This window comes from Wenyingzhuangia gracilariae (genome assembly GCF_056387575.1).
The window spans coordinates 1,358,002-1,371,526 of the sequence record NZ_CM150748.1; the positions used below are offsets into that span (position 1 = coordinate 1,358,002).

The following is a 13,525-nucleotide window of genomic DNA, read 5'->3' on the forward strand; positions in this document are numbered from 1 at the left end:
TCTGTTTTAAGTGCGCAAATTTACGATTTCAATTGCCATTGTGCAATTTACTATGCGCAATAATTTTTATTGTTCTTCAGAAACTGTTTTTTTCTGTAAAATCTTTTCTTCTAGGGTGTTTCCCTGAATAAACTCAGGGTCGCGCTTTCAGTACTCGCTTTTTACTGCTAAAACGAGTTTAGCAGAAAAAGAGCTCAAACAAGCCCTTCAATCGCTAACACGTACAATACTCATTAAAACAAAAAAACACACAAGGCGTTCGAGCGGAGTCGAGAACTAAAGTATTTCAACAACTAAAAAACTCCCATTACTTAATCTCATCTCGACTCCGCTCGATGAACTATTTAAAAGATAAATACTTTCTAAAAAAACTCATTACTTAAAATCATCTCGACTCCGCTCGATGAACTATTTAAAACATAAATGCTTTGTAAAAAAAAACATGATGCCCGAACAAAGTAGGGTACAAAACTCTACTAAAATCAAAAAATACACAAGGCGTTCGAGCGGAGTCGAGAACAAAATCTTACAAAAATCAAAAACACACAAGGTATTCGAGCGGAGTCGAGAACTAAAATATTTCAACAACCAAAAAACTCCCATTACTTAAAATCATCTCGACTCCGCTCGATGAACTATTTAAAACATAAATACTTTGTAAAAAAAACAAGATGCCCGAACAAAGTAGAATACAAAACTCTACTTAAATCAAAAACACACAAGGCGTTCGAGCGGAGTCGAGAACAGAACCTTACAAAAATCAAAAAATACACAAGGCGTTCGAGCGGAGTCGAGAACAGAATCTTTCAACAACTAAAAAACCCGTTACTTAAAATCATCTCGACTCCGCTCGATGAACTATTTAAAACATAAATACTTTGTAAAAAAAACATGATGCCCGAACAAAGTAGAATACAAAACTCTACTTAAATCTAAAATACACAAGGTGTTCGAGCGGAGTCGAGAACAAAAATATTTCAACAACTAAAAAACTCCCATTACTTAAAATCATCTCGACTCCGCTCGATGAACTATTTAAAACATAAATACTTTGTAAAAAAAACATGATGCCCGAACAAAGTAGAATACAAAACTCTACTTAAATCAGAAATACACTAGGTATTCGAGCGGAGTCGAGAACTAAAATATTTCAACAACTAAAAAACTCCCATTACTTAAAATCATCTCGACTCCGCTCGATGAACTATTTAAAACATAAATACTTTGTAAAAAAAACAAGATGCCCGAACAAAGTAGAATACAAAACTCTACTAAAATCAAAAACACACAAGGTGTTCGGGCGGAGTCGAGAACAGAACCTTGCAAAATTCAAAAAAACTCATTACTTAAAATCATCTCGACTCCGCTCGATGAACTATTTAAAACATAAATACTTTGTAAAAAAAACATGATGCCCGAACAAAGTAGAATACAAAACTCTACTTAAATCAAAAACATACAAGGTATTCGAGCGGAGTCGAGAACAGAACCTTACAAAAATCAAAAAAACTCATTACTTAATCTCATCTCGACTCCGCTCGATGAACTTTTGAAAAAGACAACTCCTAACTAATATTTGCCCAAATACTAGTTCTTTTATGAATTTGTTGATAGGTTCTTTTGATCGCTTTATTTTCATCCAAGACCAAATTAGGATCCTCTTCCAATACTTCAATCGCTTTGTTTCTTGCCAAATGCAACTCTTTGCTATCTTTTACCAAATCTGCTATTTTTAAATTTAAAACTCCACTTTGTTGCGTACCCATTAAATTTCCTGGACCACGTAATTTTAAATCTACCTCAGCAATTTCAAAACCATCACTGGTTCTTACCATGGTTTCCAATCTAGTTTTAGAATCGTTAGAAAGCTTTACACCAGACATTAAAATACAATAGCTCTGGTCGGCTCCACGACCAACTCTACCTCTTAACTGATGCAGTTGTGACAAACCAAAACGTTCTGCACTTTCAATAATCATAACCGATGCATTGGGAACATTTACTCCTACTTCTATTACCGTAGTAGCTACCATTATTTGAGTTTCTCCTTTTACAAAACGTTGCATTTCAAACTCCTTATCAGCAGGTTTCATTTTTCCATGCACAATACTAATTCTATAATCAGGCAAGGGAAATTCTCTTTGAATACTTTCATATCCGTCTTGTAAATCTTTATAATCCATCGCCTCGGATTCTTCTATTAACGGATACACAACATACACTTGTCTTCCTTTAGCTATTTCATCTCTCATAAATTTAAAAACACGCAAGCGAGCGCTGTCAAATCTATGAACAGTTTGTATGGCCTTTCTTCCTGGAGGTAGCTCATCAATAACAGACACATCTAAATCTCCATAAGCACTCATGGCTAAAGTTCTTGGAATAGGAGTTGCTGTCATAATTAAAACGTGGGGTGGCAATGTGTTTTTCATCCACATTTTAGATCGTTGCGCTACTCCAAACCTATGCTGCTCATCAATAACTGCTAAACCTAAATTTTTAAATCTCACTTTATCTTCTAATATAGCATGGGTTCCTATTAAAATTTGCAAAGTTCCGTTTTCTAAATTTTCATGAATTTCTCTTCGTTCTTTTGTACGTGTAGAACCGGTTAATAATTTTACCGTAATATGAAATGGAGCTACCAATTCTGTTACAGCCTGATAATGCTGTGTTGCCAAAATTTCTGTGGGTGCAAGCATGGCTGCCTGAAAATTATTATCCAAAGCAATTAGTATGGTTAACAAGGCTACTATGGTTTTACCCGCTCCTACATCCCCTTGCAACAACCTATTCATATGTGCACCTGTAGACATATCGGCTCTAATTTCTTTTAACACTCTTTTTTGAGCATTGGTCAAATCAAACTTTAAACCTGTTTTGTAAAAAGAATTAAAATAATCACCTACTTGCTCAAAAACAAACCCTTTAATTTTGTCTTTTCTAACCAACTTATTTCTGATAAGTTGCATTTGAATAAAAAAGAATTCTTCAAACTTTAATCTCTTTTGGGCTCTTATTAAATATTCTTGATTTTTTGGAAAGTGAATATGCAGTAAAGCTTCTCTTTTACTTAACAAATTAAGTTCCTTTAACAAAACTGGAGACAGGGTTTCTTCTATATACGGATAAGCTTCTTTTAACAAATGCTGAATTGCCTTAGACATTACTTTGTTGTTAAACCCCTTGGCACTCATTTTTTCAGTTGATGGATAAACTGCTTGCAAACCAGAAATTATGTTTTTTTTATAATTGACCTCTAACTCCATATCTGGATGAGGCATGCTATAAGCTCCATTAAAAAAATTAATTTTTCCGTATATTATATAAGGCTCGTTTATTTTTATACTTGATTTTAACCATTTGGTAACTTTAAACCAAATCAACTCCATAGAGCCTGTTTCATCTTTAAAATTAGCTACCAACCTAGAACCTCTTTTTTGTTTTACTTCTCTTACATCTGTAACAATTCCTTTTAATTGCACTTCTGTATTACTAGGTTGCAGCTCTTTAACTTTAAATATTTTTGATTTATCTACATATTTATTGGGAAAAAAGTTTAATAATTGATTGGCAGATGTAATTCCAAATTCTTTTTGAAGCACAGCTGCTTTTGCAGGACCAATTCCTGTTAAATAACTTATAGAAACATCTAAATCAAACATTTATACTTTTTTTTTAAAACAACATCTATTTTTAAAAATACTATGCAAACACAACAAACAATGTTTTATGCTCCTTTTTATTCTATTCAAACAAAACTTAAAACACCACTAAACTAAACACTTAGCTCTTTTGTATTAAATAATCTTTAACAAAACCTTTCAATAACAGTTAAAAACATAATATTTATCATTTTTTGTTAATTTTTTATCATTTCTTTATTTTTTTTAAAAAACTATCTAGTTCATTATGAGAGTTTTATTTATGCGAACATAACATTTGTTATTCATATTAACCTACACCCCTTATTTTTATTGGGTTTTGCATTAAAAAATTAGCTAGTTTTGGAATAAACTAAAACTAATCTATATCTATTTTTAACAAAAATGAGAATATTTAAAATACTTCCTCTAATCATTTTATGTTTTTTTACTTCTTATAACTACTCACAAATAGCCTTAGATAAAAAAGGAACTGGAGTTTCTGTTTCCCCAGCACATTTACATTTAAAACAAGCTCCTGGAACAACTAAAAGTTACAAAATAACAATTAATAACGATACGCCAAGACCTACAAGTTTTAAAATTGGAATGAAAGATTTTAACATGAATGGTTTAGGTAAAAGTCAGTTTTTGTTAGCAGGACAAGGAAAATATTCGTTATCTAAGTGGACTGCTTTGTCTCCTACCTTTGTAGATTTAAAACCTTTTGAAAAGAAAGAAGTTGCTATTACTGTTAACATTCCTTTTAATGATCCTAATGCCAACAAAGCAGCATGGAATATTATTATGATTGAACAACAAGAAGCCAGAAAAAATTTAAGCATTACCAAAAAACAAAGTTCTACAATTGGATTGGGTGTAGTGCCTACTTTTGCTTTTGGTGTTTTTGTATATCAAAATCCTCCTACAGTTAACAACAACAATGTAGAACTTATCAATTTTGTACACAAAGACGATCAAATTATTATTCAAGCACAGAATAAAGGAGATGGTATTGCATATTGTACCTCATACATTGATCTTACAAATATTAGCACTGGTGAACAAGAACGCTTGTCTGTAAAAAAATTCACCATCGTACCAGAATTGATCAGAAACTTTACGTTTAAAATTCCTTCCAAATTTAAGCAAGGAAAATACTTAGCCATTGGTGTATTAGACTACGAAGATGCACCTGAAATACAAGCAGCTAAGCTAGAATTTGAAATTAATTAACCCTATATAACCCTAATTATTAATTATTTTTTTATGAAAAATTTCTCAAAAATCACGAAAAGTGTCTTAGCTACAGCTATGTTAGCAGGATTAACAACACAAGCGCAGTTAATCGATGAAAAGGATGTAACCGTTACTATGGATTTACAACCTGTATTACAGTTAGAAATGACAACTCCTAACCAAATTGAGTTTATTTTTGACGATGTTGTAGAATATCAAGCAGGAATTACTCAGTACGCAGCAACTACCTTAAAAATTAGTTCTACTGTAAACTGGGATTTGTATGCAATTGCTAGATCTCAAGGAAACATTGGAGCCAACTTTTGGGATCAAGAGGTAAGCTACGGAAACACAAACCCTAACGCTGTTAACGAATTACCATTAAGTTTGTTAGAATTAAAACAATCTAGAGCTAACCCAGCTAGTGGTGCAGCAACAGGAACTTATGTTGATTACAGTGGAGCATTTACTAGCTACAGTGATGGTTCTGGTACAAGTGGACAAAATAGTATTTATGTAGACCCTACAGGTACTGGAACTCCTCCAGGATTAGACCACAAATACATTGCTGGACACTCTGGAACTACAGGTGTTGTTGGTGATGACTTTATGCCAGGTGGTAGTTACTTAACACAAACAGGAGCTGCTTCTGACTTTTATTACAACATTGACTATAGAATTTTACCAGGTTTACCTGCAACATTCCCAATGGCATACAATGCAGATGCATCTACTTCTGAAGAGTTAAATGTAGCTGGAGGATTGGCAGCAAACTCATCAGCATTTGCTGAACCAGGTGTTTACACAATGTATGTTCAATACGTTTTATTAGAAGATCAATAAAATTTCATCAATTATACATATTTACCCCTATAAAAGGATAGATGTTTACCATCTATCCTTTTATATATTGTTGTTAATAAGTGTAAAAATTCAATGCTAAAACTACTCACTTTTTGTGCAATTTTTGCTAACATCTTTACTTCTACGGCTCAAGTTCATTGCGGAAGAGTAGAATTGATAGACAAAGATCCCATCAATCAATCATTTACTTTTGATACTTTTACCAAGTACCAAGCCGGACAAACATATAATAATGTAGCTCAGCTTAAAGTGGTTGTAGAAGACAAATCTGTGGTAGATCCATTATGTCAATGGTTTTTAAACATACAAGTCGATAATAATTCTGCTGCAGGAACACCTGTAAACGAATGGGAAGAATTGACACAATATGGTAGCGGAACTGCTTCTAACCCTTTAATGAACGTTTTACAAATTAGAGTTAGAAATGCTTGTGAAACATCTGACATTAATGGCGTTTTTGTTTCTTTTAACAACACAACTGATGTTATTGAAATTATTTCTGAATTAATTTCTAAAACCGCCGAAACGGCAGGTTGTGATAACAATGCTAATTTTCCGGGTAGTTATGCAACTAATTATAATGAATTTAATTTTATTATTGATTTTAGAATAAAGCCAAACTTTTCTTACAACCCTGGTGTTTATCAACTAAACTTTAAGTTTCATCTAGAGGAAAAAATCTAATTTGAAAGTTCCCAATCCTACTTTTTACAAAAGCAATAACACATGTGTTTTTTTGCTTTTATTCTTCTTGTTTTCTTACTGTACAACCTACAGTCAAGAACGGGAAAACCATGCTTATAAATCTTTTAAATACCTTGACGAAACTTCGGATATTGGTACCCGATTAAAGAAAGAGGTAATTCACGTAAAAGATGGTGAAATCATTACCAATGTGTTACAAGTATACAACAGAACATCTTTATCTCCTATAAAATTTAGACTAGAGCTATTAACACCTAAAGGGTGGACTCCTATTGTAAATCCAAAAGACATTCATAGAGTCTTAATTAAAGACACTATATCTATTCCTATTGTATACATTCCTAGTAAAAAATTACAATCTATTAACGAAATCAACATCAATGTTTTTGTTATTGATTTGGATGGACGACAATTAGCAGACAACTATTTTACCGTGGTAAGTCATCATAAAAAAGGATGGACGGTAAATGTTGAAAAAAACACAGAGTATATTAAAAACGGAGAAACTACTGCTGAATTAGATTACAACATACAAAACACAGGTAATTACGATCAAGATATATACATACAACACCTTGTTCCTAAAAAAAATATAATTGTTACCGACACACTTGGAAAACCTATAGAAAACAACACCATTACATTAAAACCTAAAGAGGAGTTTAATCAGAAAATAAATTTAGAATTTGTAAAAAAGGAAGAAAGAAACAAAAGAAGAATTTCTACCAATAGTTATGATCCGTACAAAAAAGAAGAAAAAGTAGTTCACGACATTCTTATACAATCTACAGAGCCTAAATATACAACTGGTAGAAGTGCATCTAGAAACTCTAAAATTTCTTATGTAAAACTACCTCACGAAATTATTTCTGACAAGTATGGCTACACAACCCTTCCGTTAACTGTAGATTTTACGGTTCAAAATTTAATGGGTGATTATTCTTTTGCTTCTCTAAATATTAGAGGTTACAAAGAATTAAGTCAAAACTCACAATTGATATATTCTACTCAGTTCAACTATTCTAGCTCTGTTTTAAATAATAATGTTTTTAAAAATGCTCCTTGGTATGTTGGATATTTTGACACGAAAAAATCTTTAGAATTAGGGTTGGTTAGTGGAAATTTAATTGGAATACAATCTTCTGGTTACGGAATTAAAGGAGGCTACCAAATTAATGAAAGCCACAGAGTAAATGCTTTTTATATTAGACCCGATAGTTTTTTTAATCAGTTAGATAAAAACGAAACATATGGTGCTGAATACAATTTTAACTACAGAGGTCTGTTAGGTGCCAAGTTAGGTGCTGGTAGAAATGTAAATTTTGGCTTAGATAGAATTACCAATGCTGTTAACGTACAACCAACAGTGTCTTTATTTAACCAACACAGAATAAGTTTATATGCTGCCTACACACAATTAACAGACAGTTCGGGTAACACTCAATTGGACGAAGGATATGCGGCTGGTTTGGGATATTCCTCTAGTTTTTTTAACAAACTTTGGAGACCTGTAATTAGTGTAAGAACCAACACAAAAGGATATGGTAACGGAAACTACATTCGTGAACTAGTAAACCACCGTTCTATATTTACAATTAATAAAAGGTTAGATTTATTGGCGACCAACTCTTTTCAAACCTATGAAAATTATAGCACCATTTCTGATGATCTTATCAATGCTCAAAAAATAAACACCAATACATTATTAATATCTACCCACAAACAAAGAAACACGCTACAATACGGGGGTTATTATCATTTTTACGACACACAAAACACTCCAAGAGTAGAAAGAGGATTGATTGTTAGACAATCTAGCTCTAATTTTTTCAACAACTTTTTATCTTCTTTGTACCTAAGAGCTGGTTACAACAAGGCTACGCAAGCTGGATCTAAAGACTTTTTTAATTTAGAAATTTCATCATACATAAAATACAGAACCTATACTTTTAGTAACCGATATTTTTACGGTTCTAATTCTTTAGACACATCTTTATACGGAATAAATGCAGCCGAAAAAACACCACAAAATTTCAGAAGCTCATTAAGTCATCAATACCAATTTAAAAACAAGCATTTAATTTTAGAAAACAATGTTATTTTTAACTATTTAAACACATCTAAAAAAGTAGGTTTAGGTTTGTATAGTTACTTGTATTATTTTGGAAAATACGGAATTAGATACGGAATACAATCTAACCTAAGCTACTCTTCTAGCTCTATATTGCTAAATGCTTTTAATGCCAACACAGGAACGGTTGATCTAAATCAGACCGCACAAAACATAAATGATTTAAACTTTAACTTAAACTTTAGCATTCGTAAAGACTTTGCACTGCCTATTCCTTTTGTAAAAGATAAAAAAACAGACTTAAACTTTATTGCCTTTATGGACCTTAATGGTGATGGTAAAAAGGATTTTAACGAAGCTCCTATAAACAATGTGGTAATTAAAGTAGGAAACGATGAAGTAATTACAAACCATGATGGAAAAGCAAGTATAAAACAAAAATTTAAAGGCTTTTACAAAACAGACATTATTCCTTTAGAAAAAATTAATGGGTGGTTTCCAAACATTAACACCAGTACTCCAATGGAGTTTAAAGAAAAACTAGTATACATTCCGTTCTCTAGAGGTGTTAAAATTGTGGGTGATGTTATTTTAGACCGACAAGAAATAGCCAATGCAAACAATCAAAGAACCGATTTGTCTAACATTAAAATTGTAGCTACAGGTAAAACCGCCGAAGGTAGAGACAGAACAAGTGAAGCACTAACAGACGTTAACGGTCATTTTGAATTATTTATTTCTAACGGGAGCTATATATTAACCATGGATGAAAGTATTTTAGACTCTAACTTAAAATTGTCTAGAAACAATATTCCAATCACTTTAAAAAACACACAAGAAAGCGTTTATACTGCTTTTTATATTCGTGAAATTAGACGTGAAGTAAAAATTAAAGACTTTACAATAAGAAATTAATTTTCTTTAATCTACTTAAGGCAAAAAAACACGTAACTTTGCCATCAAATAGTTACACAAAGTATGAGACTTCATAGAAATTTAGTATTTACCGTTATAGATTCTTTAGACAGTGTTTTTAACGAGCAAGAATACGCTGATAAAGTTGTACAAAAAGCTTTAAAAAAAGATCCTCGTTGGGGAGCCAGAGATAGAAAATTTGTTGCTGAAACTTTTTACGAAATTGTAAGATGGAAACGTTTGTATAATGAAATTGCAGGTACAAAAAATCATTACTCTAGAGAAAATATATGGAAAATATTTGCAGTATGGGCTGTTCTTAGAGGAATAGAATTACCAGACTGGAAATATTTTGCAGACACACCTGTAAGAAGAATTAAAGGTAAATTTGATGAATTACAAAGCCATAGAGCCATTGCTCAATCTATTCCTGATTGGATGGATGAATTATGTGCTAAAGAATTGGGAGAAAAAAAATGGAATGCTGAACTTAAAGCGCAAAACATTCCTGCTGCTGCCATTTTAAGAGTAAACACCTTAAGAGGTACTAAAAAACAGTTACAAGATTTACTTGCTAAAGACGATATTATTACCAAACCTATTAAAGGATATCCGTATGCTTTAGAATTAGAAGAACGTAAAAATGTTTTTGTAACTCCTGCATTTAAAAGTGGATTGTTTGAAATGCAAGATGCATCATCACAATTAGTAGCTGAGTTTTTAGAAGTAGAACCAGGTATGCGTGTGGTAGATACTTGTGCAGGTGCTGGTGGTAAGACATTACACATTGCTGCCTTAATGGAAAACAAAGGTTCTATTATAGCTACCGATATTTATGGTGGTAAATTAGTAGAATTAAAAAAACGTGCAAAACGTGCAGGTGCTTTTAACATTACTACCAAAAAAATAGAATCTACTAAAACCATTAAAAAACTTTACAATACAGCAGACAGAGTTTTAATAGATGCTCCTTGTTCTGGATTGGGAGTTTTAAAACGTAATCCTGATAGTAAATGGAAACTACAACCTGAATTTATCAATAACATTAAAGATATTCAAAAAGATATTTTAAGTCGTTATTCTAAAATTGTTAAAGTTGGTGGTAAAGTAGTATATGCTACTTGCTCTATTTTACCATCCGAAAACCAAGAACAAGTTGCTAGGTTTTTAGGATTAAATCCTAATTTTAAATTGATTAAAGACAAAAAAATATTAGCTTCAGAATCTGGCTACGATGGGTTTTATATGGCCTTGCTAGAAAGAATAGAATAGTTTTAAAAATACAACTAAAAAAACCGAGAAAAAATTCTCGGTTTTTTTTATGTTCTATCTACTTTAAACCCGTTTACATCTTGATAGTGTTTAACCACATAATCAAATGCTGTTTCTAATATTTCACCCATAGAATTACATTGTTCAAATCTTGCATCTTTTGTGTAATCAAATAAGTCTTTTTTTAATTGGGTTATTTTTTCATTAGAAGAAATTTTGTCTTGCAACATACAATTTAACAACTCTCTAATTCTTTTTTTGCCTAACAAAATACGTTTTGCAATAGTAGAGCGTTCTTCTTGTTTGTATTGTTCTATAGATTCGGCTCGTAAATTATTGTGAACCATTTCTACATATTGGTTGTTTTCTTTTAAAAACTGAGGCATGTATACTTTTAATCTTCCCTCGTAACATTGCTGATCAAAATCTATAGCTCTAATTCTATAGCGTACTTGATCAAAATCATGTGTAGGTACTATTACATAATTATAAGACCTCATATCTCCTAACAAACGAACAATACAACGTTCATTAAACTTTACATATTCTTTGGCTATTTGCTTTTGAGTTCTTACAGAATAAGACTCTAAACCTCCTTCTATAAATGTATCTCCAGGAATTCCAGAAATATGATCTTCTATTAAGGTTTCTTTGTAAACTAAAAAGTTAATTCTATTAGGAGAAAGCAAATGCTCTAATTCTAGTCCATAAATTCTAGAAGCATCTGCCTTTTTTATATACATATAAGTATAATTATCGTTTAGTACATTTCTTACTTTAATTCTAAACGGTTTAGAATTTCCGAATGTGCAATAATCTACAGCATCAATGTTTAAAAAGGGAACAGAAGTATCAGAACCATCTCCATGCAATATAGAGTATACTTTTTTTAAATCTTTATCTATATGAGTTCTTTCGTGTTCCGGATAATATACTCGAATCCACAATGTATCATCTCCATTTTCATCAAAAACTTCTATACCTCCAGAAAACCTAAGTAAATCTTCATAAAACACAGGTATTAAGGCGTTTCTATTATAATTAGAAAGGTATTTGTTAAAAAAAGGCTGAACTGGGTAAGTAGGCTTTTTTTTAGATATTTTTTGATAGTCGGAATCCCTCATAATTGTGTTATACTTTTCTTTTGGTATCGTATGGAATTCTAGACAACAAATATTTAATTGCGTTTACACGTGCCAATGTTTTTTTATTTGCTTTTATTATTTTCCAGGGAGCATAATCTGTATTGGTATTGGTAAACATTACGTTTTTATACTTTGTATATTCATCCCACAACTCTTGTGCTCTTTCATCTACAGGAGTTATTTTCCATTGTTTTAAAGGATTGGTTTTTATTTCTTCAAACCTTTTAGCTTGTTCGTCTTTAGTAATAGACATGTAAATTTTCACCAATTTTATTCCTGATGATGTAATCATACGTTCAAAATCGTTTACGTTGTTCATAAACCTTACGTATTCTTCTTGCGTACAAAAACCATTTACGGGCTCTACAACAGCTCTGTTGTACCAACTTCTATCAAAAAAAACAATTTCTCCTGCTTTTGGAAACTTATTTATATAACGCTGAAAATACCACTGTGTTCTTTCTTCATCTGTAGGTTTAGGTAGGGCTACAATTCTAAAATGACGTGGGTTAATTCTTTCTGTAATTCTACGTATAGCTCCTCCTTTTCCTGCTGCATCTCTTCCTTCAAAAACTACAATTACACGTTGATTTTTTTCAATCACTTCCTCGTGCATTTTAATCAACTCTTTTTGTAATCTTTTTAAGTTTTTTATATAATTAACACTTTTTAGTGCCTTTTGTATATTTACTTCATCATCTGATAGTAAAGCTTGTAAACCTTTTTTACTGTTAAGGTTGTTGATATCTCTTTCTGTTAAATTTTCCATGCTCTAGTCTATTTGGTATGATGATCTAAAATAATGCATAACTACGTTTGGATCTGGAAACAAATTTACCGATGCCGTTTGTTTTCCTTCATAATCAAACTTAGAAAGTACATAACGTATACTTTCTAACCTAGCTTCTTGTTTGTCGTTTGTTTTTACAATAACCCATGGACTATAGGTAGTGTGCGTTTTACTAAACATGTGTTCTTTGTACAACGTATATCTGTCCCATAATTCTTGTCCTTTTTTATCTACCGGACTAAATTTCCATCTTTTTAATGGGTTTTCTTGTCTAGAATCAAACCTGGTTAACTGTTCTCTTTTTGATATAGACAACCAAAATTTAATAATAATCATATCATCTTCATACAACATATGTTCAAATTCTGGAACCTGAGCCATAAAAATTTTGTATTGCTCTTCTGAACAAAAGCCCATTACAGGTTCTACAACAGCTCGGTTGTACCAACTTCTGTCAAAAAAAACAATTTCTCCAGGATTTGGTAATTCTTTTATGTACCTCATAAAATACCACTGACCTCTTTCTATGTCTGTTGGTTTGTTTAAGGCTACCAATCTTGTAGATCTTGGATTTAAGTGCTCCATAAATCTACGAATAGAACCTCCTTTTCCTGCTGCATCTCTTCCTTCAAAAATAATGGCAACACGTTTGTTTGTTTTTTTAACCCATTGCTGAAGTTTTACCAACTCTATTTGCAATAGCTTTAGTTCTTCTTCGTATTTTATTTTATTTAAAATGACAGAAACGTCAATATTTTTTTGTTCTAATTTCTCTATCAGTTCTGGCTTAGATGTAACGGAAGCTAAATCTTCTATTGTTAACCTTTCTTTTTCATTCATTTTATAAGAATTATATCATTTTAGCGACAAAGTAAATATA

Annotated in this window: 9 protein-coding genes; 5 read left to right on the top strand and 4 right to left on the bottom strand. The window is 31.8% G+C overall.

Annotated elements, in window-relative coordinates; genetic code table 11:
• Positions 1–1,565 precede the first annotated feature (1,565 nt).
• Positions 1,566–3,665 (bottom strand): ATP-dependent DNA helicase RecG, encoded by a 2,100-nt coding sequence (gene recG, locus ACY2IJ_RS05905; protein WP_476726232.1) that lies wholly within the window; start codon positions 3,663–3,665, stop codon positions 1,566–1,568.
• Between the two features lie 384 nt (positions 3,666–4,049).
• Between recG and ACY2IJ_RS05910 the strand changes: the two genes are divergently transcribed.
• The 5 genes from ACY2IJ_RS05910 (at position 4,050) to ACY2IJ_RS05930 (ending at position 10,710) form a co-directional block, all read left to right on the top strand.
• A complete protein-coding gene (locus ACY2IJ_RS05910) occupies positions 4,050–4,880 on the top strand; it encodes a COG1470 family protein (protein ID WP_476726233.1) in 831 nt (276 codons plus the stop codon).
• A 33-nt stretch (positions 4,881–4,913) separates the two neighbouring features.
• Complete coding sequence (locus ACY2IJ_RS05915) at positions 4,914–5,726, top strand: hypothetical protein (protein ID WP_476726234.1); 813 nt, start codon at positions 4,914–4,916, stop codon at positions 5,724–5,726.
• 93 nt (positions 5,727–5,819) lie between these two features.
• Positions 5,820–6,431: a hypothetical protein gene (locus tag ACY2IJ_RS05920; protein WP_476726235.1), complete on the top strand. Its 612-nt coding sequence runs from the start codon at positions 5,820–5,822 to the stop codon at positions 6,429–6,431.
• Between the two features lie 52 nt (positions 6,432–6,483).
• Positions 6,484–9,438 (top strand): hypothetical protein, encoded by a 2,955-nt coding sequence (locus ACY2IJ_RS05925; protein ID WP_476726236.1) that lies wholly within the window; start codon positions 6,484–6,486, stop codon positions 9,436–9,438.
• A gap of 63 nt (positions 9,439–9,501) precedes the next feature.
• On the top strand, positions 9,502–10,710 hold the full coding sequence (locus ACY2IJ_RS05930) for an RsmB/NOP family class I SAM-dependent RNA methyltransferase (RefSeq protein ID WP_476726237.1): 1,209 nt from the start codon (positions 9,502–9,504) through the stop codon (positions 10,708–10,710).
• Between the two features lie 47 nt (positions 10,711–10,757).
• Here the strand turns inward: ACY2IJ_RS05930 and ACY2IJ_RS05935 are convergent, their stop codons facing one another.
• The 3 genes from ACY2IJ_RS05935 to ppk2 (ACY2IJ_RS05945) are packed head-to-tail and all read right to left on the bottom strand — an operon-like array spanning position 10,758 to position 13,485.
• Complete coding sequence (locus tag ACY2IJ_RS05935) at positions 10,758–11,834, bottom strand: hypothetical protein (RefSeq protein ID WP_476726238.1); 1,077 nt, start codon at positions 11,832–11,834, stop codon at positions 10,758–10,760.
• A 7-nt stretch (positions 11,835–11,841) separates the two neighbouring features.
• The gene (gene ppk2 / locus ACY2IJ_RS05940; protein WP_476726239.1) at positions 11,842–12,624 is read right to left on the bottom strand and encodes a polyphosphate kinase 2; all 783 of its coding nucleotides are present in this window, start codon (positions 12,622–12,624) and stop codon (positions 11,842–11,844) included.
• 3 nt (positions 12,625–12,627) lie between these two features.
• Entirely contained in the window at positions 12,628–13,485 is an 858-nt protein-coding gene (ppk2, locus tag ACY2IJ_RS05945; RefSeq protein ID WP_476726240.1) for a polyphosphate kinase 2, read from the bottom strand.
• Between the last annotated feature and the right edge of the window lie 40 nt (positions 13,486–13,525).

What these genes read in the sequence shown, in the direction of transcription:
- recG (WP_476726232.1), bottom strand. Translation starts at nt 3,665, where the DNA reads ATGTTTGATTTAGATGTTTCTATAAGTTATTTAACAGGAATTGGTCCT.
- ACY2IJ_RS05910 (WP_476726233.1), top strand. Translation starts at nt 4,050, where the DNA reads ATGAGAATATTTAAAATACTTCCTCTAATCATTTTATGTTTTTTTACT.
- ACY2IJ_RS05915 (WP_476726234.1), top strand. Translation starts at nt 4,914, where the DNA reads ATGAAAAATTTCTCAAAAATCACGAAAAGTGTCTTAGCTACAGCTATG.
- ACY2IJ_RS05920 (WP_476726235.1), top strand. Translation starts at nt 5,820, where the DNA reads ATGCTAAAACTACTCACTTTTTGTGCAATTTTTGCTAACATCTTTACT.
- ACY2IJ_RS05930 (WP_476726237.1), top strand. Translation starts at nt 9,502, where the DNA reads ATGAGACTTCATAGAAATTTAGTATTTACCGTTATAGATTCTTTAGAC.
- ACY2IJ_RS05935 (WP_476726238.1), bottom strand. Translation starts at nt 11,834, where the DNA reads ATGAGGGATTCCGACTATCAAAAAATATCTAAAAAAAAGCCTACTTAC.
- ppk2 (WP_476726239.1), bottom strand. Translation starts at nt 12,624, where the DNA reads ATGGAAAATTTAACAGAAAGAGATATCAACAACCTTAACAGTAAAAAA.
- ppk2 (WP_476726240.1), bottom strand. Translation starts at nt 13,485, where the DNA reads ATGAATGAAAAAGAAAGGTTAACAATAGAAGATTTAGCTTCCGTTACA.